Source organism: Acetobacter senegalensis (assembly GCF_001580995.1).
Lineage (GTDB): Bacteria > Pseudomonadota > Alphaproteobacteria > Acetobacterales > Acetobacteraceae > Acetobacter > Acetobacter senegalensis.
The window spans coordinates 19,790-40,199 of record NZ_LHZU01000114.1; the positions used below are offsets into that span (position 1 = coordinate 19,790).

The following is a 20,410-nucleotide window of genomic DNA, read 5'->3' on the forward strand; positions in this document are numbered from 1 at the left end:
GAACAATGACGACTTATCCGCGTGACATGATTGGTTACGGGCCAAATCCCCCAGACCCTCAATGGCCTGGAGGGGCTCGCATCGCCATTCAGTTCGTTGTGAATTACGAGGAAGGCGCGGAAAACAGTATTCTGCATGGAGACAAAGGCTCTGAGGCCTTTCTTTCTGAAATGGTCGGCACAAAACCGATTATCGGCGCACGCTGCATGCAGATGGAAAGCCTGTACGAATATGGCAGCCGGGCAGGGTTCTGGCGGTTATACAGACTTTTTGAAACCGCAGGTTTTCGCCCGACTGTATTTGGCGTCGCCATGGCCATGGCCCGCAATCCTGAAGCCGTTGCAGCCATGAAGCGGAGCGGATGGGAAATTGCCTCCCACGGCCTACGGTGGATCGACTATCAGGACATCCCTGAAGAAGTGGAGCGGGCGCATATCCGTGAAGCCATTGCCCTGCACACAAAAGTAACGGGAGAGCGTCCCCTAGGCTGGTATCAGGGGCGGACCAGCCCGAACACGGCTCGTCTGATCGTAGAAGAAGGGGGATTTGTTTATGATGCGGATTCCTACGCAGATGATCTCCCTTATTATGATCGCCAATACGGCAAGCCTCAGTTGATTGTGCCTTACACGCTCGACGTAAATGATATGAAATTTTCAGCCCTGAACGGTTTTACCGAGGGTGAACAATTTTTCCATTACATGCGCGATAATTTTGACATGCTTTACCAGGAAGGCGGTCGCATGATGTCAGTCGGCCTTCATTGTCGTCTGGCAGGCAAACCAGCGCGGGCATTAGCTGTTGCCCGTTTTCTTGAGCATATCAAAGCCCATGATAACGTTTGGGTTGCAACGCGTCTGGACATTGCACGGCACTGGCAGAAGGTCTATCCGGCATGACGCTTGATGAAGTAAATGCCCTGACACCAGCCGCCTTTGTTGCAGAATTCTGTGGCATTTATGAGCATTCCCCTTGGATTGCAGAGAAAGCGGAAAAGAAACGTCCTTTCTCCAGTCTTTCGGCCATGGAGGCTGCTTTTGCCAGTATCATCAAACAGGCGGACCACAGTGCAAAGCATGCACTGGTTTGCGCACACCCCGAACTTGGCCACCGAGCGGGCATTGACCCTGCGTTGAGTGAGGACTCTGCACAGGAGCAGGGTGGGGCCGGTTTGGATAGGTTGACGGCCGAAGAATATGACCGTTTTCACGCCCTGAATGCTGCCTATCGGGGCAAGTTCGGCATGCCATTTGTCATCTGTGTCCGTAAGGCGGGAAAAGCACCCAAAGCGATTATTCTTGAAGAAATGAGCCGTCGGCTAAACAGCACGGCAGAAAATGAACTGACTGAAGCACTCGCGCAGATTGATGCTATCGCATCGTTACGATTACAGGATAAGGTGAAAGTATGAGTTCGCTTTCTACGCATGTGCTGGATACGGTCTCCGGCCGTCCTGCAGCCGGGGTTACGTTTCGTCTTTCTTCTTCAGGGGCTGTACTCTTTTCCGGAAAAACGGATCAAGATGGCCGCTGTCCGGAGTTACGGTCTCTGTCTCTGAAAAAAGGGCTCTACATACTCGAATTTGACATTGGGGACTATTTTCGCGCTCAAGGCCATCAGCTTGCTGATCCGCCTTTCCTTGATGTCGTTCCTGTTGCCTTTGGTCTGGGAGAAGAGGGGCACGCCCATGTGCCTCTGTTAGCCGCTCCTTACAGTTATTCCACCTATCGAGGGAGTTGAGCCGTGAACACTGTCAGAACGACGTCAAAAGCGGTTCATCCGGTCGATGAAATATTGCCCATCTGGCAACTTGGGGTGTACGGCTTTCAACATGTTCTGACATTTTACGCTGCCGCAGTGATCGTTCCCATTCTGGTGGCCGGTGCTCTGGGGTTGTCGCATGATACGCTGGAACACCTTATTGAAGCCGATCTTTTTACCTGCGGCATTGCCTCTCTTCTGCAGGCGGTAGGAATTGGGAATATCGGAGTAAGGCTACCACTGCTGCAAGGTGTAACATTTGTAGCCGTTATGCCGATGATTGCGATTGGCACGGCGGCCGGAGGCGGTATTGTCGGACTTCAGCAGATTTTCGGCTCTGTTATTGTAGCCGGTGTTTTCTCCTATTTTCTGGCTCCCCATTTTTCCAAACTGATCCGGTTCTTTCCTCCAGTTGTGACCGGTTCCGTTATCCTGATCATCGGTCTGGCTCTTCTGCCGGTTGCCGCAAATGATATTGTGGCAGGGCGCGGCACAACCACAATGCAGGACCCTGTGCAATTACGGAACGTGGCCTACGGGTTAGGAACCTTGTTCTGTATTCTGGGTATTCAGAAATTTTTTCGCGGATTCATTGGGACCATCGCGATCCTGCTTGGGCTTGTCTGCGGAACATTAGTCGCATGGATGCTAGGAGATGCACAGTTTCAGGACGTTTCTGCCGCTCCATTACTGACCATCGCCCGGCCTTTCTACTTCGGGCTGCCCAGCTTTCACATTGTGCCCATTTTTTCCATGATCATTGTCATGATCATTTCAATGCTGGAAACAACGGGAGACGTGTTTGCAACCGGAGCAATTGTCAAAAAAACCATTTCAGAAAAGGATATTGCCTGCGCCATTCGTGCTGATGGCGTAGCAACCGCCATCGGAGGAATCTTAAATTCTTTCCCTTACACCTGTTTTGCTGAAAATGTGGGGCTGGTCCGCCTGACACAGATCAAAAGCCGATGGGTCGTCGCAGCCGCAGCTGTGATCATGATTGTGCTGGGATGCATTCCCAAGCTGGCTGCTATTATGGCCTGTGTTCCCCTGCCTGTGTTAGGTGGCGCTGCCTTGTCCATGTTTGCCACCGTTGCGGTTGTTGGTATTCAGACCCTGACGAAAGTTGATTTTGATAACCAGAACAACATGATCATCGTTGGCACCAGTGTGGGCTTGGGCATGCTAGCAACAGCGCAACCTCACATAGCCGATAATTTTCCCCATTGGGCACAAATTGTATTTGGAAGCGGTATTACGCTGGGCTCAATGTCTGCCATGGTGCTTCACTTGATTTTCAACCATTTCATGACAGAAAAACCGCAGAAATCTGCCATAAACACACATGAAGCAAGTGTAACGGTCGAGGCAGAATTCGTTTCCTACCCCCATACAGACCATTAAGAAGAAATATCTGGAAGGGAACCTGCGCTCTCTGTTGTGGAAAGCGCATGAAAGTTCCTCGTTATCACGTCCAGAGTTGCATGTGCAGCCGCTGAAAGTTGTCGCTGTGTATTATGGATCAAGGCGAAGCGAAGAGGTTTTATGTCGCTTTGAATAATCCTGACAAAACAGAGTTCGCCTGATTTCTCTTCATCAATCACATCAGCCTGTGTCAGCAGGGCAACGCCTAGCCCGCTCCGCACCAACGCCTTGATGCTGACAATCCGATTACACGAAAAGGCTGGTTTGACATCAACATTCTGGGCAACCAGACCTTCTCGGATAGCCGCCCCAACCGCCAGCGTTGCATCTGGAATAATCAACCGGCTTCCCAATACATGGCTCAGCCTAGCTTCCCTCCAGGCAGCCAATGGATGATCCGGACGGACAATAAATCCAATAGGCGCTTGCAGGGTTGCAACCATGCGCACACGACGAGAGAGCTTTTCTGAACCAAGGAGAGAAATTCCAAAATCGACTTCATTGCGGGAAACGCTCTGCCAGATCGTCTTGAAATCCATGGTTTTTATGGAAAATTCGACGCGCGGATAATCCTTGCTGATCTCGGAAAGGATGTCCGGCACAAACCGATCACTAACAGCCTCGACCACTGCCATGGTCACCAATCCACCATGCAGACCTGAAAGAGCCGTGAGGCGTGTCTGAAAAGCCTCAAAATCGCGTTTTCCAGCGCGGATCGTGGCAAGCAACAGTTCTCCCGCACTTGTCAGACTCAAACCCGTGCTGTGACGATGAAACAAGGGTGTGCCCATATCCTGTTCAATAGCCAGAATTTGGCGGTTAACCGCGGACGGAGAAACGTTCAGGACAGTGGCCGCCTGCCGGATGGAACCAGCCTGCGCAACCATTTCAAAATAAATGGCAAAGCGGGACAGTGTGAAAACGCGGCCTGAGTTTCGCATAGGGGTCATGCTTATATCCTGAGAATTCTCTTCCTATGGCATGCGTCGACAAAAACGCAACGGCGCGTCGTATTCTTTCTGTTGGACGAACGTCTTGTTTTTTGTGATTCTCTTTAGAACCGCCACACATAAATGTCCCGTTTACCGGCTTGGCTTCGAGGTCAGCAGACAACGTGCATAAACGGGCCGGAATGTGGTCCTTAGGAGAAAAACTGCCATGCGTGATCATATCCAATTTTATCTGGGAGATCAGCATTACCGGCTCTCCGATGTGTCCCCTGAAACCACCGTGCTTGATTGGTTACGTGAGACACGTCATCTCACAGGAACCAAGGAAGGATGTAACGAAGGGGATTGCGGGGCTTGCACCGTGCTGGTGGTGCGGCTTGAAAACAACCAGCTTGTCTGGAAGGCCGTTAATGCGTGCATTCAGTTCCTATGGATGTTGGATGGAGCGCAACTGTTCACGGTAGAAAACCTGCGCTCACCGGATGGCAGCTTGCATCCCGTCCAACAGGCTATGGTTGACCTTCATGGGTCACAATGTGGTTTCTGCACGCCGGGATTTGTCATGTCCATGGTGGCTTACAGCAAGAAAGCAGGCGCAACGGCTAAAGATGAAGACATCAATGATGCCCTCGCTGGCAATTTGTGTCGCTGCACCGGATATGCCCCCATAGTCAAGGCCATGAAACAGGCCCTGCAACATACGCAGGACAATTTTGAACGTGAACAGGATCAGATCCGTACACGCCTGACGGCGTTACAGAATGCGGAAATGGCCGAAATCAGGACACCTGCCGGTACCGTTACTCTGCCCAGAACATCCGACCAGCTTGCTGCGAGTTACAAAGCCGCACCAGATGCCACACTCGTTGCGGGAGCAACCGATGTTGGCCTGTGGGTTACCAAACGTTTACAGTCTCTTCCGCACGTTATCAGTGTTTCAGGTGTTCACGACCTGCGAAAAATAGACCATCGCCCGGAAGGTCTATGGATTGGCGCTGGCGTTCCCTACACAGAAGCACAGCAGGATATAGCGGCTCTTTTTCCTGATGTAGGAGAAGTTATTCGCCGCATTGGCTCTACTCAGGTTCGCAATGCAGGAACGGTGTGTGGCAATATAGGAAATGGCTCTCCCATAGGAGACGGACCACCGTTATTCATTGCCGCTGGCGCTATCCTCCATTTACGGCACGGCGAAACACGCAGGACATTACCTTTGGAAAAATATTTCCGGGCATACGGTCAACAGGACCGTAAAAAAGGGGAATTCATTGAAGGGATTCTGATCCCGTATCCTGCTCCCGCGTTGCAGTATCGGGCCTACAAAGTTTCCAAAAGGTTTGACCAGGATATTTCAGCCATATTAGGCGCATTCGCGTTAACTGTTACGCAGGCAGGACTGATAACGGACGCACGCATTGCTTTTGGGGGGATGGCAGCAATTCCCAAACGCGCTTCTGCCACCGAAGCCGCGCTGGTAGGAAAAATGTGGGATGAACGCGCCCTCAGTGCAGCACGGGACGCCATCCAGACCGATTTTGCTCCCCTTTCTGATATGCGAGGGAGTGAATGGTATCGGCGCACCGTAGCAGCCAACCTGTTAACGCGCTGTTTTGCAGAAACATCGGGAATGACCCAACAGCCAGAAACCCGGCTTGCCGGGTGGAAGGAAACCGCTCATGGCTGAGGCAGTAAAGATGCAAGTCAAGCTTGCTTCCGGAGAACAGGACACTCTGGAGAGCAGGCGTGCCACACCCAATCCGGTGATTGTCACGGGTGGGGCTTCCACCAGCTTGAAACATGAAAGTGCAAGAATGCATGTTTCAGGTGAAGCCACCTATCTGGATGACATACCTGAACCACGAGGACTGGTTCATGTTGTGCCAGGCCTGAGCACCAAAGCACATGCCCGTATCCTCTCTCTTGATCTGGATGCTGTCCGGGCTGTGCCGGGTGTCATCTGTGTGCTGACACACAAGGACATTCCCGGCCATAATCAGGTTAGCCCAGTCGGCAAGAATGATGAGCCTCTACTGGCTGAAGATATGGTGTTCTACTATGGCCAGCCAATCTTCATTGTGGTGGCTGAAGATCGTCATCAGGCTCGCAAAGCGGCCCGTCTGGCCAAAATAACCTATGAAGAGCTGCCTGCTATCCTCACGATTGCACAGGCGCGCGAGGCCGGAAGCGCTCTGGTATGGCGGCCTCTGGAAATGAAACGAGGGGACGTTGACACAGGGCTTATAAATGCTCCCAGACGTCTGAGCGGTCGTATAACCATTGGAGGGCAGGAACATTTCTATCTGGAAGGGCAGGCTGCTCTTGCCCAGCCAGGGGAAGAGGGAGAGATGCGTGTATGGTCTTCCACGCAGCACCCTACAGAAACGCAACATATGGTGGCGCATGTTCTTGACCGCCCCAGCAACCTCGTCACCGTAGAGATCAGGCGTATGGGGGGGGGCTTTGGTGGCAAGGAAACTCAGGCCAATATCCCAGCCTGCCTGGCGGCAGTGGCCGCAAACGCTACCGGCCGGGCTGCCAAAATGCGGCTGGACCGTGATGATGACATGATCATGACCGGCAAACGTCATGATTTTGTTGTTGAGTATGATGTCGGGTTTGATGACGCTGGCAATATCCTTGCGGTGGACATGGTGCTCGCAGCCCGATGTGGCTGGTCAGCCGATTTGTCCGGTCCTGTCATTGATCGGGCTCTGTTTCACGCTGATAACGCCTATTTCTACCCCGATGTCCGTTTCAGATCTGAACCCCTGAAAACCAATACACAGTCCAACACGGCTTATCGGGGGTTTGGCGGCCCGCAGGGGATTGTTGCGGCGGAACGGATTATTGAAGAAATAGCCTTTGCAACCGGGCTGGATCCGCTGGATGTCCGCCTCCGCAACACTTATGGCACCGGCACCCGCGACCTGACGCCCTACCACATGACGGTTGAGGACTCCATTGCCTCTGAAATCATGACACAACTGGCGGAAAACTGCGATTATCGGACTAGACGTGAGGCCTTGAGAGAAGCCAACAGACACAGCCCCTATATACGCCGAGGAATAGCGCTTACTCCGGTAAAATTCGGTATTTCCTTTACCGCAACGCATTACAATCAGGCCGGCGCACTTGTGCACATCTATACGGACGGGTCTGTGCAGGTGAATCACGGCGGCACGGAAATGGGGCAGGGGCTGCATACCAAGATGGTGCAGATCGCCATGCGGGAATTTGGGCTGACAGAAGACCGTGTGCGCATTACAGCCACCACCACCGGAAAAGTTCCGAACACATCTGCCACGGCAGCTTCAAGCGGTGCTGATCTGAATGGCATGGCTGTTCTTGATGCCATTTCCAAAATCAAACACCGTTTGATCAGTTTTGCCGCAGATCATTGGCAGGTATCTGAACAAGATATTCAGTTCCGGCCCGAAGGTGTTCAGATAGGAGAAACGCTGGTCTCTTTTCCAGCCCTGGTCAAGGCAGCCTATTTTGCGCGTGTCTCATTATCCTCCAACGGGTTTTACAAAACACCAAAAATTTCCTGGAATGCTGAAACAGGACGAGGACGCCCATTCTATTATTTTGCGTATGGTGCGGCATGCGCAGAAGTCGCCATAGATCTTTTAACCGGGGAGACCCGGATTGAACGCGTGGATATCCTGCACGATGCCGGACAATCCCTTAACCCTGCCATTGATATCGGCCAGATTGAAGGTGGTTTCATACAGGGGGCCGGATGGCTGACCATGGAAGAACTCGTATGGGACAAAGCCGGAAAACTGAGCACGCATGCACCCAGCACTTATAAAATCCCAGCGTGCTCTGACAGGCCGCGTATTTTCAATGTTTCGCTTCTAGAAGCCGCACCCAACAGGGAAGCAACCATTTTCCGCTCCAAGGCTGTTGGGGAACCGCCCTTTGTGCATGGTGTTGCTGTACTACAGGCCATTTCTGATGCACTTGCGAGCCTGAAAAACTACAAAATCTGTCCCCAACTGGATACTCCAGCAACGCCTGAGTGTATTTTGCGCACGGCAGATCGCTTGCGGGCACTCTCTGAAGTTTAATCCGTCCATGTGCTCCTTGATCTCCATCCTGGAATGCTGGAAGCCAGAAAGCCCGCCTTTCGCATGCGTGCAACTGACAACTGTGCGCGGTTCTACGCCGCGCGAAGCTGGCGCTTTCATGCTGGTTGGGCAGGATTGGCAGAAAGGCACAATCGGGGGCGGATACCTGGAATGGGAATGCCTGCAGAAAGCGCGTACGCTTTTAAACAGCAATCTTCCCAGTATGACTCATGACGTCACCCTCGGGGCGGGTACAAATCAATGCTGTGGGGGGCAAGTCACTGTGGCCATCACGCGGGCTCAGTCGAATATTGTTGATACCCTGAAACAACAGATTCATAACGAGAAACAGACTTATCCAACTCTTCTCATGTTCGGAGCCGGGCATGTAGGGCGTGCGCTGGCCCACGCTCTGGCACCGTTGCCCCTGAACCTGGTCTGGGTTGATCCAAGATCGGAAGAATTTGGTGCAATCCCCCAAGGTGTGACTGCACACGTTAGTTCGCAGTGGGAGCACCATCTCGCGGCACTTCCGGCCGGAGCAGGCGTTCTGGTTTTAACGCCCAGTCATTCTTTGGATGCCTTGATCGTTGCTGCCGCTTTAGAACGGGATGACCTCGCTTATATCGGGTTGATTGGTTCAAAAACCAAGAGACGCCGATTTGAAACGGGTTTTCGCGCAATTGGGCTGACAGAAGACCAGATTAGCACGCTTACCTGCCCCATAGGCGGCCAAACCGTGAGAGACAAGAGACCAGAAATTATTGCGGCTCTTGTTGCCTCCGAGATTGTTATAAAACTCATTCATAGAAAAAATGAGGCTTGAGCCCCCACAAGCGGCAACTTTTTTAGAGCGCCGGTCGAGATGTTTCGGGCTGTTCTGCCATAAGGGAGACATGCGCCGCGATGATTTTCCAGCCCTGCGGGGAGAGAAACCATGTTTGCATTTGTCGGCCTATTTTGCTGGACCCTTCACGTTGAAATTCCAAGCTCACAACAGCGGCGTTGTCACCCAGAACAGTAACAACCCTGCGGAGCATTTTGCGGGGCGGTGAGCCGCCTTTTCTCGCTCGGCGAAACGCGGCGATCTCTTCTGTGCCATAGAGATTTTCACCCACGCCATACCGGACGGTTTCTGGCCCATCAAAGAAGAACGCATCCAATGCCGTTACGTCGTTATTAGCCAGCGCTCTTTCATAAGCATCTGACAACGCGGTAATTTCTGTTTCCAATACGGCAGAAGGCATCGGCTAAAAACTCTTTCTAAGCATGATCTGGTGGGCAACATTCATATCACACTCTTCATGCCATCCAGACAGGTGGGACGAAAACAAAAATCCTTGAGATAAGCAAAAAAGGCTCACTCAAGGATTTTTGGCATATGTCTCTGTTTCAAAGAAGACCATACTTCTTTGAAACAGATATCTTTTAGAAAGATGTGGAAATTGTTCCTGTCATGGAAAAACGGGGTTCCACCATGAAGGAGTTCCCATAACCAGTATAAGCAGGGGAGCTTCCGCTATAGACAGTGCTGGAATCCTTGGCGCTATAAACAGCACCCATGGCCCCAGTACGCACTATAGAGCCTGTAAGATTAGTAAAATTCAACTTGAACGTGGGAGACTTGAGAAAGCTGAAAGGCTGGAAATGATAACCGAGCGACAGAGAGTTGGTAACATACCCCGGAATACGCTGATCATTCGCAACGCTGACAGATTGCGGCCCTGTATAATGAACAGAACCATTAGCAAAAAAACCTTTATACGTATATGTCAAACCGAAGTTTGCGATGATACGCGGGGCCATGACAGCCTGAGTGCCTTTGGAATGAAGCATGATCTGCTGATAAGGGTCGAAAACGTTACTGTCCTGCGTCGCATGCAAATATTCAATTGACGCATAGGGACTGAAACCATGAATTGATTTCCCAGCAATCATGAAATCAAAGCCACGCATGGTTTGATTGCCAATGGAAAACGGGCGGAAGCTGTTCATACCCAGATACTGATCAACAATACGATTGGTAACATTATAATTGAAGAAAGACATATCCAGCATCAGATACTTGTTATGATATCTATATCCAAGCTCCTCTTTGATGGAATACTGATTTTTAGGAATAGGCATACTGGTATAGAGCCAGCCTAAGTCATTTGTACTGGGCTGACGATAATCCCCTTCAGCGTTGATATAAATCTGATTCTGATTATCGATATTATAGCTTATGGAAAGCTGGGGGAGGGGAGCCGTGCGGTTGTTTCCCTGATACCCGTAATAATCTTTGTTCCATGTATTTGCCATCACAAACTTGAAACCCGCATTGATAACAAGTTTATCATGTAGGTAATGGGCCGTATCCTGAATGAAGAGGGAATGAATTTCGTAGCCAGCTTTCTGTCTATCCCCTTTGGAAATAAGATAATTGGCATTGTTGGGCCCAGGAGCCGCACCATTATCCATAACAAATCCGCTTGGATAGTTGCGGTCTGTTACATTGTTCTCATACCAGTAACCAAGTGAAATATGGTTGTGCCGATCAATGTCATACCCCAGTTTGGCCGTTGCCCCAACCTGCCTTGCCCCATGTTCATCAAAATAGGATGTCATGTTGCGTTGCGCACCTGATGCATCCGTACCAACGCCACCGGGAGAGGCATCCCAACCTTGCCCGAAACTGAAATACGGTTGCAGATCAAATGTGAATTTTTTGGGTAAAACGACATGAATAGGGGCGGTCAGGAACACCTGATTCCAATGATCGTTATTGTTTTTCCAATAATTGACATTGCGAGAATCAGAAGAGCGACCCCACCCAATGCCATTATGCTTGTAATTCAGAAACTGCTGCTCTGTCGGGTAGTTATCGATCACAAAGTCTTCTGAGTTCCAGGACAGAAAAAGGTGTGCATTGGAACCGTTATCCCAATCCTTTCTCACACCGAAATCAATATGCTTACGCTGGTTGATACCCGCACCCATCCAGCTACGCGCATGTGTATTGGAAAAAGAGAAAAAGCTTTTTACGCCGCTATTGCCGATTTCACCCGACTCAAGACGAATGAATTCCCGGGAAAGATTATTGGTCCCATAAGAAAAATCCATCATCCCGCCGAACTTGTTGGAGGGCAGATGGGTCCGAGAGTTCATGACGCCGCCAGCGGCTGACATCACTGGAAGATCACGTGCGGCACTCCCCGGTGCAACACTGACTTCTTCAAGATTTTCAGAATCAATGTCTTCCGTCATATATTTGGCTGCCGCCGCTGGTGCGCCATCCACCATGAGCGCCATATCCAGGTCTGTCAGGCCGCGAGACTGAATCTGCCCGCCTTCCATACCAGAACTATCAGGGGCCATAATATTCAGACTGGGAAGGTTCTTGACCAGATCAAGCGCAGTAGACGTGGGGCTACGCATATTGATGTAGGCTTTTGTAACAGTCTGCACCGCATGAGGGGCCGTTTCCAAGCGCATCATTCCGCCGCCGCCGTTCAGGGCCTGACGATGCGAACCAACCAGAATATCTTCCTCTCCTTTTGCCTGTAGCGGGTTAGAATTTTTTTTGACAGAAGCCACTTTGGACGAACGCGTGGAAGTAACCTTTTTTGCGCTGCTATGCGTCGCGGCATGACGGGTAGAGATGGGCGCTGCCAGACCTATGGAGGTAGCACTGCACCACGTAACCGCACTGGCAAGGCCAGAGAGAAACATCAGCCGTTTCCGCCGAGACAGAGATGCAAACAAACGAAAAGTTTGAGAAGAATTGGTCAGCATACTCTGCCTTCCTGTCATGACATACATACACAAAAAGAGAATAAAAAGGGGCCCAGATCAGTCGCTGTTCTAAGAACAACCGTAAACGATGCTTTCTCGTTATATATGGAAAACAGCATGTTCGCACAAAAGGAAAAAAAGCATTTTTGCGTTGCTTTTATTAGAATGCAGCCCTTTTCACTCGAATTTCGAGCAGACAGAAATGCAACATAACAATGAGATGATCGTATGACTCTCGCCTTCAGCAATCACCACTGAGATACCAAAAGTTTCTTGGAGGAAATAACCAGTCGCAGAGGGGAAAGAGCAAGGAAACTTGCTAATTAGCTGGGCGTTGAAATTTTAGGCGCAGAAGATTCCTTTTTTTACTGCTTCAAGAACGTCTTTCTGCGCAGGGTGAGTTCTTTTCAAGAGGCTGGGCGGACTGTCGCACGACACCCCTTAACACTAAAGAGTTGCACGACGGAAAGCTCTCCACAAACGCGAGGCGATACGCATGAAACTCTCTGAACAGATTACCTCTGCCGCAACACAGGTGGGGGATTTCCTGACATTTGCAACTCAGGATGAGTCCGGCTTGCTGTCAGTAATAAATGATATTCTTGGTCCAGTGCCCCAACCGGATCATCCCAGTAAACTGGAGGAACGTGCTGAAGCTGCGGGAATGATTGATGTGATCCGTTACTGGCAAACAACGGACAAAGCCCGGAGCGCTACACCGGAAGAAATTCAGAGATTTTTTACAAAATCTGAACTGGATTCCATTTCCGAGCAAACTGGGCTTTCAGAGGAAGCGACCATGAGTATGATGTGCGAACTTCTGCCCCGTTGTATCCGGCGGCGTGCGTTGCATATGTCTTTTACACGGCCCAATCCTACACCCACAGAGTAAAGCCAAACAGAAAGAGGAGGTGTTTTATCAACACCTCCTCTTTCCTCTGCTCTCCAGAATGAATGGACTATATCACCTCATTCCATATCCTGATGATGCGCTGCTGAAGAAACGAGAAGCTTCGTCATTTCACGAATGACTGTATGAACAGCATAAGGTTTTCTTATAACCGGCACATTGTTGAATTCGGCAGGAATCATTGAACCATCCGCATATCCGGTAGCGAACAGGAATGGAACATGCCGATCACGGAGAGCATTGGCGATTTTAACTGATGTTTCATCGCCCAGGTTCAGATCAAGAAGAGCAATATCCGGCATATCCTTCTGCAAGGCTTGTTGCCCTTCATAAACCGATGACACTGTCCTTACATTCTTCACGCCATGCTCCATCAAGGCATGCTCAATGTCCATTGCAATCAGCAGTTGATCTTCCACGATCAGAACTGACGCCATCCGGAGAGCATCATCAGTCGATCTGGTTTCTGACGGGATGACGACGTCCGACATAATATTATTCTCCTGCATGACACACACAGCATGGCGCTTAGGTAACTCAAAACGGATGAACAGCCCTTCGGTTCGCAAATCACATATCGCTTTGCCATTCAATTCATGCGGAATGGCACGTTCAATCAGAACGGAGCCAAATCCTTTTTCGTCCGATTGCGTGACCGGCGGGCCTCCGGTTTCTTTCCATGTCAGCACCCAGGTCTGTTCTCTCTCGTCAAAGTGCCAGTCCACTTCCAGACGCCCCTCCCGACAGGAGAGCGAACCGTATTTTGCTGCATTTGTTGCCAGTTCATGGATAACGAGCGCAATAACGGACAACGCTCGCCCCGTTAGCCAGATCTCGGGGCCGTGCAGGGTAATCGTGCTTGCTTCCAGACGATAAGGCTCCAGTTCTGCTTCAAGCAGTTGCCGAAGTAGGCCACCTCCATCCGCCCGCACCACCTGATCATGTGCGCGCGCAAGCGCGCCGATACGGGCCTTCAAGATAGAGAAGTGATCCTTCATGGTCCGGCCTTGGGGAACGGGGCGGCTCATAAGGGATTGTACAACGGCCAGAATATTCTTGACGCGATGGCTCAACTCTTCATTCAACATTCTTTGGCGAATATCCGCCTCGGAACGCTCCTGAAGCTGTTGCTGATGATAAGCTCCCATTACCTCTATCAACGCAGAACGGAGGAGAATAGCAGCCTCTTCATCATCCGTAGTCCACGGATAACAATGATCCCGAACCTGTTCTTTCCAGATAGCAAAACTGGAACGGGGCGTAAGACGTGGCCCATTAGGTCCGGTCTTGTAGGTCTTGTTGGGGTCTCCTCCCCAATTAAGCGTCTGGACAATTTCCTTCCAAAAAAGAAAAAGATAATCTTCTGGCTGTGCGGAAATTGGGATAACCATGACGCCCGCCACATTTGGAAGCAGGCATTTTGCCCACTCAAAAGCTCCTGAAAAATGGGCTGTATGCCAAATGTGCGCTCCTACTACCGGAGAAATGGTTTCAACAAGTTTCTGTGCCACCTGAGATGAGGTTGGAGCCTCTTTGTAAGCTGTCCATTGCCCGCCAATCCACAGCCCAAGGCCGTCGCAGGGAACAAGCGGCTGAAGATCAGCAATCCGAGACCGCAAATAGGACGGCATGTCCGTCATGGAGACAGCGTCTCTGAGGAAATTGTCGATTAAAGCATGTGTTCTTTGCGTAATAAGGAGCCGGTTCGTTCTTAAAATTACAACGATACGGAGAGCAACAAACTCTCCAAACATTTTAGCAACAGCGCGCTCAGCCAGTGTAAGACGGCGAGGGGAATAATTGTGGCATGCAATCATCCCCCATAAGGCGCCATCAACGATCAAAGAAATAGACATGGACGCCCCCACGCCCATGTTGGCCAGATACTCGCAATGAATGGGAGAGACGCTCCGAAGCTGTGCGAAAGACATGTCCAAAGGCACGCTACCAGGCAATTCCAGCAACGGTACAGGCGTATAGTTCACGTCTCCAATAGTTCGTATCAGGGCTCGGCGGTAGAGATCGCGTGCCTGAGCAGGAATATCGCTGCTTGGAAAATGCTGACCCAGAAAGCTTTCCAGTAAGGGAGATCGAGCCTCTGCAATCACCTTTCCGGACCAATCCGGGTCAAACCGGTAGATCATGATCCGGTCATACCGCAGCATGCCTCTCAGTAGACGCACAACGGTATCGCATAGCTGCTGCTGATCTGAGAGATTACGTATCCGATCGAGCATCAGCCGGAGCTGCCCTATGGATAAACGGCTGATATCAGACGCGCCCGTAGCCTCGCATTCAACGACAACCTCAGGCCCCACAATATGGATAGACAGATCCAAGACGTGACCCGGGGTTATCTCAACATCAAAGAGATAAGCCGGGCGCTTGAGGGAAAGGCTATTGGTGAGGGCGTTACGGATTTCATGCACGGCTTCGCGACCAAGAAGCTCGGACAACATGTCTCCGGGACGCATGTGCTCAAGGCCCAGCATGCCTGCCGCATTTGCGGAAACGCGACGCAGCATGAAAGTATCTCTATCACAACTGAAAAGGCAGCCATGAGGTTGAATACTGCCGGGGATATGAATGGGCTCTTTATCGCAACTGGTCAGATCTGCTTTGCCGAATTCAACCATGTAAGAGGCCTTGCTGAGCATTCACCTTTTTCACGGCGTCCAAGGCGTAGCAAAAAAGGTTCCTTGCGCTATCGACAGCTTGCTCCTTGTCAAAAGCTGGCATTTTATCCAGAAGAGACAAGAAAACTTTCCAGTTATCCAACGAACCAGATTGAACAAAAAGATGGCGGGCACCAAATTCTTCATCCAGACCAAGTAAGGATGCCTGTTTTACCAGTATTTGTGCCCCCAATGAGGCACCTTCTACAACATAAATCATTCCCATCAAGGAAGAAATGGTCGCGGGGAGGGCGAGTGATGAAAAAACATCGGGAGAAATTGCCATATCCCGAGCGTCTTGATTAAGAACAGGCAGAAGAGTTGTGGGATGCCAGCCTTCAAAAAAATCCGGCCAGGAAATATATTGAAAGCAGGATTCTACACCTCCCCTTAACGCCAGAATACTGGCAAGATACCGCTTGTAAGCAGCAAGAGATGTCAATGGCCCTATTGCTGCATCAAGCTGCTGATGGATGGTCCATGTACCATCTCGTAAAACAAACCGCCGGGAAGTCGAATTCATAGAAAATAGAGCCGTTTTTTCTGGGTCAAAGTGCCTGAAGAAACATGGATTCAAATTCAGACATCAAAAACAACCCCATTCAAACCCAAGTAACATTCCGGCACTATGTCACTTGCCTGAACATGGATCAACAGCATGACAGATCAGGGAAAACAGAATACTTAATAAAATATTTATTACTCTTGCAGTTCACCTGATAAAAGAAGAGCCGTATGGATAAGCGCAAGATGAGAAAATCCTTGTGGGAAATTACCTAACTGCACTTTTTGGTGGGCATCATACTCTTCGGCCAAAAGGCCGACATCATTTCTCAGGGCCAGTAATCTTTCAAACAACGCGTTGGCCGCTTCTTTTCGACCATCCAAGGCGTACACGTCGGCAAGCCAGAACGAACACGCCAGAAAAGCGCCTTCTTCCGAATTGAGCCCGTCAACATTGTCTTCTGTTTCATACCGCCTGATCAGGCCGCCGCTAAGAAGCTTTTTCTCAATAACCTTAATTGTGCTTTGAATTCGCGGGTCAGAAATGGGAAGAAATCCGACAAGAGGAAGTATTAAAAGAGAAGCGTCCACTCCATCACTTCCATAATACTGAACAAAGCTGCCAATTCCGACATTAAATCCATAACTGCATATATCGTTATGTAAGGCTTCTCTTATCTCCTGCCATCTTTCATATGGGCCTGAAAGATTGTAGCGCACCATATCTTTCAATGCACAATCAAACGCCAACCATGCCATTACTTTGGAATGGACAAACTGGCGGGTTCCCCCGCGAACCTCCCATATTCCGTGATCAGGATCTCTCCATTTTAATTCCAACCGATTGAGAAGATTTGTCTGAAGCGCCCATGACGAGTGAGAACGAGACAACCCAGCGTTCCGCCCGAGTTGGGCGACGTGCGCCATGACCCCGTAAATATCAAGCTGAATCTGATCAGATGCAGCATTCCCAATTCTGACAGGTTTGGCATTATGATAACCGGGAAGGTTTTCCACACTCCATTCCCGCAACATACGCTCGCCGCTGACCCCATACATAATCTGGGTTTGCGCGGCATCTCCCGCAATGCTGCGATGAAGCCAGTCATTCCATGCCTGAGCCTCTTCATGGTACCCACAGGAAATGAGGGCAGAGAGCGTCAGGGCCGCATCTCGTAACCAGCAATAACGGTAATCCCAGTTTCTGATTCCTCCCAGATCTTCAGGCAGGGACGTGGTGGGCGCAGCAACAATCCCTCCCGTAGGAGAGTAGGTAAGGGCCTTCAATACAATCAGGGAACGCATTACGGCTTCGCGCCAAGGGCCATGATAGGTACATTGGGCCGACCACGCTTCCCACCACTCTTGTGTTTCGTTCAGCAGGGCATCGACATCGAGACGATCAGGAACAGGCAAATGAGAGGCGGCATGCTGAAGAACAAATGTTTCTTCCTCCTGTTCTGCCATTTCAAAATAAGCGACCGTATTTAATTCTTCTGACTGTAAAGGAATAGAAGATCGAATAATAACCTGATCCGGCCCAGCAATAGCACGAATACCTTCTTCGTCATGCAAGCGAGTGACCCATGGAACGGTAAAGCCGTAGTCAAATCTCAGGCGAAGGAAAAAGCGCATCCTGACACGCCCCCTCACACCCTTTACGCGGCGGATAATGGAGGTATGCCCATCAAGTTTAGGCATACAATCTGTTACAACAACCTCACCACTTCCCGTGGTCAGTCGCGTTTCAAGAATAAGCGTGTCTCCACAGTACTGGCGTGAAGTAGAAATAAGAGCTTCCTCTGGTTCCAGCTTCCAGCATCCGTGATCTATAGTTCCCAACAGAGCACTCAAACAGGCTGCGCTATCAAAACGAGGAACACATAGCCAGTCTATTGAACAATCCTTGCCAATAAGAGCCGCGGTTCGACAATTGCCAATCAAGGCGTAATCCGCGATGGGGAGGGGAAGAGAACGGAAAGAAGAGTTTAGCAACTGGCGCATGCTGTCTCCTTTGTATCGGTAATAAGCTTATTTCCTGAAACGAAAGCGAAACAGGCGATGTTCCCCAAGAACCCTTATTTTTATATTTAAATTCGGCAAAAATCAGAAATTTGACTTTTCGCGATCTTTTTCATGGCAACACTCAGCCTTAACATCACATTTCCGTGATTGATGCACTCTCTACGCTATTGGCACGTTAGGCGATAATACGGAAACCCATGTCCCGATAACCGGGAAAGGTTATGCTATGCAGCAGCTTTTTCAAAAAAAAATTGAACTTGATGTTTTGTCTGTTGCATCAGAATTTTTTCCTCTGGTGAAAACGGGGGGCTTGGGTGATGTAACGGGCGCTCTGCCTGCCGCACTCGCCCCTCAAGGCGTGCGTGTCAGAACAGTTTTGCCTGGCTATCCATCCGTTATGAACGCTCTGAAATGGGCCCATCATGAACGAGAAAAAATAGAAATACAGGAATTAGGCCATACTGTTCATATTATTCAGGCGTCCATCGAGCATAATTATTTCTTCATAATTGATTGTCCTGAACTTTATTTGAGATCTGGCAGCCCCTATACTGCAGGAAACGGAAAATCCTGGGATGATAACGGCCTGAGATTTGCTTTACTCTCTCGGGTTGCTGCTCGTCTCGCTTGTGGATTGGTCGCTGATTATCAGCCAGATCTTGTATTGGCTCATGATTGGCCCGCAGGCTTAACTGCGGCTTATCTGCATTTTACGCCCGGAATGACACCCCCGGTTGTGCAAACCATTCATAATATTGCCTTTCAGGGGCGTTTTGGCGCTGACCAACTCTCTTCTTTTGAACTGCCTGTTGAAGGATTTTCACAAAACGGGTTTGAATTTCATGGTGATATTGGTTTTTTAAAAGCAGGTTTGTATTATGCACGCTGGCTGATTGCAGTCTCCCCAAATTACGCGGAAGAAATCCAAACAGCGGAATTTGGCATGGGGCTTGAAGGACTGCTTCATAGCCGAAGCGCCAATCTCAGCGGTATTCTCAATGGCGTGGATACGGATGTCTGGAACCCGGAAACTGATCCGGATATCCATTTTCCTTATAAACCTGGAAACGTATGGACACGCAGATCAAATAAAGCTGCATTTCAGGCAGAGTTTGGGCTGGCACAAAATCCAGATGCACTCCTTATTGGTGTTGTCAGCCGGCTGACCGATCAGAAAGGAATAGATCTCCTCGCTGAAGCCATGCCTGTTCTGATGAGACAAAATTACGCCCTGCAATGCGTGGTTGTGGGAGGAGGGGAGCTTCATATCGAAAGACAGCTCGGTCATCTTGCCCGCCGTTTTCCGGGCCGTTTTGCCTGCACGTTACGATACAGTGAAAGTTTGGGTCACCGAGCCCAAGCGTCAGCTGACGTCATTTTTGTTCCTTCGCGTTTTGAACCGTGCGGTCTTACCCAACTCTATGCCATGCGCTATGGCGCTGTGCCTGTTGTTTCAAAGGTAGGGGGACTGGCAGACACTATTATTGATGCAAATGCCGCCGCACTTTCGGCTGGTTGCGCAACCGGCTTTGTTTTCTCCCCCAACGATGCCACGGCCATTATCAATGTGATGCAGCGTGTTTATAAAGTCTTCTGCGATAAAGCTTTGTGGACACTCCTTCAAAGAAACGGCGCTCAACAGGATGTATCGTGGCAAAGGCCTGCGGCCGTGTACGGCGCCTTGTTCAAAAGGCTTGTTCCTTCGCATCACAGCAACCAGGCAGATGTTCTGGCCTTCAATGCTAAAGCCGCAACGGGCAAACGGAGTATCGCGCGGCGTCCTCCTCTTGCCGGTTCAGAACGTTCGGTATCATGACTATGGCCGACCGAGACGCTGCCGCTACGCTACCGAACATAACACAGGAACAACTGTCCTCCCTGCTTAACGGCACCTGTGGTGACCCGTTTTCTTTGCTAGGAAGGCATAAATCTGGAAGGTCTGACGTCATCCGCGTGTTCATGCCGGACGCACGAGAGGTAAGACTGGTCCGCTGGACGCGCACAGGTGTCCAGCGTGAACAAGCCATGAAATGCGTCGCTCAGGCGGGGCTTTATGAAGCACGCATTCCTGCTGGCGCACCTTATAAATTACGGATTGGGTGGGCTGATGGATGGGAGGAGGGAGCAGACCCATATTCATTCCCCCCTTTGTTAAGCCATCATGATTTGCATCTCTTTGCAGAAGGGAAACACCGTGAATTAGCTCACATGATGGGCGCTCAAACCATGACCATTGACGGCGTGGCCGGCGTTCGATTTGCTGTGTGGGCTCCCAATGCAAAAAGTGTGTCAGTTGTCGGAGACTTCAATCTC

Annotated in this window: 16 protein-coding genes; 10 read left to right on the top strand and 6 right to left on the bottom strand. The window is 50.3% G+C overall.

Going from position 1 to position 20,410, the window contains the following annotated elements; genetic code table 11:
• Window positions 1-5 precede the first annotated feature (5 nt).
• The 4 genes from puuE to AD948_RS05245 are packed head-to-tail and all read left to right on the top strand — an operon-like array spanning window position 6 to window position 3,165.
• On the top strand, window positions 6-899 hold the full coding sequence (puuE, locus tag AD948_RS05230) for an allantoinase PuuE (protein ID WP_061471007.1): 894 nt from the start codon (window positions 6-8) through the stop codon (window positions 897-899).
• Complete coding sequence (uraD, locus tag AD948_RS05235; RefSeq protein WP_061471008.1) at window positions 896-1,411, top strand: 2-oxo-4-hydroxy-4-carboxy-5-ureidoimidazoline decarboxylase; 516 nt, start codon at window positions 896-898, stop codon at window positions 1,409-1,411. The genes puuE and uraD overlap by 4 nt, the downstream gene beginning before the upstream one ends.
• A complete protein-coding gene (gene uraH, locus AD948_RS05240; protein ID WP_061471009.1) occupies window positions 1,408-1,740 on the top strand; it encodes a hydroxyisourate hydrolase in 333 nt (110 codons plus the stop codon). Before uraD ends, uraH begins: the two co-directional genes overlap by 4 nt.
• Before the next feature lie 3 nt (window positions 1,741-1,743).
• A complete protein-coding gene (locus AD948_RS05245; protein ID WP_082782309.1) occupies window positions 1,744-3,165 on the top strand; it encodes a nucleobase:cation symporter-2 family protein in 1,422 nt (473 codons plus the stop codon).
• On the opposite strand, the gene AD948_RS05250 is transcribed toward AD948_RS05245, so the two are convergent.
• Window positions 3,162-4,136, bottom strand: coding sequence for a LysR family transcriptional regulator (locus tag AD948_RS05250; RefSeq protein WP_061471010.1), 975 nt, complete (start codon window positions 4,134-4,136; stop codon window positions 3,162-3,164). The two genes, AD948_RS05245 and AD948_RS05250, sit on opposite strands and share 4 nt — an antisense overlap.
• Before the next feature lie 208 nt (window positions 4,137-4,344).
• Here AD948_RS05250 and xdhA point away from each other — a divergent pair, with 208 nt between their 5' ends.
• The 3 genes from xdhA (at window position 4,345) to xdhC (ending at window position 9,035) form a co-directional block, all read left to right on the top strand.
• Window positions 4,345-5,820 (top strand): xanthine dehydrogenase small subunit, encoded by a 1,476-nt coding sequence (xdhA, locus tag AD948_RS05255; protein ID WP_061471011.1) that lies wholly within the window; start codon window positions 4,345-4,347, stop codon window positions 5,818-5,820.
• A 127-nt stretch (window positions 5,821-5,947) separates the two neighbouring features.
• Window positions 5,948-8,209 (top strand): xanthine dehydrogenase molybdopterin binding subunit, encoded by a 2,262-nt coding sequence (gene xdhB / locus AD948_RS05260; RefSeq protein WP_248845927.1) that lies wholly within the window; start codon window positions 5,948-5,950, stop codon window positions 8,207-8,209.
• 7 nt (window positions 8,210-8,216) lie between these two features.
• On the top strand, window positions 8,217-9,035 hold the full coding sequence (xdhC, locus tag AD948_RS05265; protein ID WP_061471012.1) for a xanthine dehydrogenase accessory protein XdhC: 819 nt from the start codon (window positions 8,217-8,219) through the stop codon (window positions 9,033-9,035).
• A gap of 22 nt (window positions 9,036-9,057) precedes the next feature.
• Here the strand turns inward: xdhC and hpxZ are convergent, their stop codons facing one another.
• Both hpxZ and AD948_RS05275 read right to left on the bottom strand, forming a co-directional pair.
• A complete protein-coding gene (gene hpxZ, locus AD948_RS05270; protein ID WP_061471013.1) occupies window positions 9,058-9,456 on the bottom strand; it encodes an oxalurate catabolism protein HpxZ in 399 nt (132 codons plus the stop codon).
• A 181-nt stretch (window positions 9,457-9,637) separates the two neighbouring features.
• Window positions 9,638-11,983 carry a TonB-dependent receptor gene (locus AD948_RS05275; protein WP_061471014.1) on the bottom strand — a complete coding sequence of 782 codons (2,346 nt, stop codon included), beginning with the start codon at window positions 11,981-11,983 and terminating at the stop codon, window positions 9,638-9,640.
• Between the two features lie 496 nt (window positions 11,984-12,479).
• Here AD948_RS05275 and AD948_RS05280 point away from each other — a divergent pair, with 496 nt between their 5' ends.
• Window positions 12,480-12,875 carry a YidB family protein gene (locus AD948_RS05280; protein WP_061471015.1) on the top strand — a complete coding sequence of 132 codons (396 nt, stop codon included), beginning with the start codon at window positions 12,480-12,482 and terminating at the stop codon, window positions 12,873-12,875.
• A gap of 77 nt (window positions 12,876-12,952) precedes the next feature.
• Here AD948_RS05280 and AD948_RS05285 read toward each other — a convergent pair whose 3' ends face one another.
• From AD948_RS05285 to AD948_RS05295, 3 genes are all read right to left on the bottom strand, one after another.
• Window positions 12,953-15,529: an HWE histidine kinase domain-containing protein gene (locus AD948_RS05285; protein ID WP_082782311.1), complete on the bottom strand. Its 2,577-nt coding sequence runs from the start codon at window positions 15,527-15,529 to the stop codon at window positions 12,953-12,955.
• On the bottom strand, window positions 15,522-16,091 hold the full coding sequence (locus AD948_RS05290) for a biliverdin-producing heme oxygenase (protein WP_061471017.1): 570 nt from the start codon (window positions 16,089-16,091) through the stop codon (window positions 15,522-15,524). Before AD948_RS05290 ends, AD948_RS05285 begins: the two co-directional genes overlap by 8 nt.
• A gap of 176 nt (window positions 16,092-16,267) precedes the next feature.
• Window positions 16,268-18,076 (bottom strand): glycoside hydrolase family 15 protein, encoded by a 1,809-nt coding sequence (locus AD948_RS05295; protein ID WP_061471018.1) that lies wholly within the window; start codon window positions 18,074-18,076, stop codon window positions 16,268-16,270.
• 247 nt (window positions 18,077-18,323) lie between these two features.
• Between AD948_RS05295 and glgA the strand changes: the two genes are divergently transcribed.
• Together glgA and AD948_RS05305 are read left to right on the top strand one after the other, a co-directional pair.
• Window positions 18,324-19,913 (top strand): glycogen synthase GlgA, encoded by a 1,590-nt coding sequence (gene glgA / locus AD948_RS05300; protein WP_061471019.1) that lies wholly within the window; start codon window positions 18,324-18,326, stop codon window positions 19,911-19,913.
• Window positions 19,910-20,410: GlgB N-terminal domain-containing protein (locus tag AD948_RS05305; protein ID WP_408736054.1), on the top strand; the 501-nt coding region annotated here is incomplete at its 3' end. The genes glgA and AD948_RS05305, both read left to right, overlap by 4 nt.

Coding starts and splice junctions, on each gene's coding strand:
- xdhC (WP_061471012.1), top strand. CDS start 8,217: ATGTGCTCCTTGATCTCCATCCTGGAATGCTGGAAGCCAGAAAGCCCG.
- AD948_RS05290 (WP_061471017.1), bottom strand. CDS start 16,091: ATGAATTCGACTTCCCGGCGGTTTGTTTTACGAGATGGTACATGGACC.
- hpxZ (WP_061471013.1), bottom strand. CDS start 9,456: ATGCCTTCTGCCGTATTGGAAACAGAAATTACCGCGTTGTCAGATGCT.
- glgA (WP_061471019.1), top strand. CDS start 18,324: ATGCAGCAGCTTTTTCAAAAAAAAATTGAACTTGATGTTTTGTCTGTT.
- AD948_RS05280 (WP_061471015.1), top strand. CDS start 12,480: ATGAAACTCTCTGAACAGATTACCTCTGCCGCAACACAGGTGGGGGAT.
- AD948_RS05285 (WP_082782311.1), bottom strand. CDS start 15,529: ATGGTTGAATTCGGCAAAGCAGATCTGACCAGTTGCGATAAAGAGCCC.
- AD948_RS05275 (WP_061471014.1), bottom strand. CDS start 11,983: ATGCTGACCAATTCTTCTCAAACTTTTCGTTTGTTTGCATCTCTGTCT.
- xdhA (WP_061471011.1), top strand. CDS start 4,345: ATGCGTGATCATATCCAATTTTATCTGGGAGATCAGCATTACCGGCTC.
- uraD (WP_061471008.1), top strand. CDS start 896: ATGACGCTTGATGAAGTAAATGCCCTGACACCAGCCGCCTTTGTTGCA.
- AD948_RS05250 (WP_061471010.1), bottom strand. CDS start 4,136: ATGACCCCTATGCGAAACTCAGGCCGCGTTTTCACACTGTCCCGCTTT.
- xdhB (WP_248845927.1), top strand. CDS start 5,948: ATGCATGTTTCAGGTGAAGCCACCTATCTGGATGACATACCTGAACCA.
- uraH (WP_061471009.1), top strand. CDS start 1,408: ATGAGTTCGCTTTCTACGCATGTGCTGGATACGGTCTCCGGCCGTCCT.
- AD948_RS05295 (WP_061471018.1), bottom strand. CDS start 18,076: ATGCGCCAGTTGCTAAACTCTTCTTTCCGTTCTCTTCCCCTCCCCATC.
- puuE (WP_061471007.1), top strand. CDS start 6: ATGACGACTTATCCGCGTGACATGATTGGTTACGGGCCAAATCCCCCA.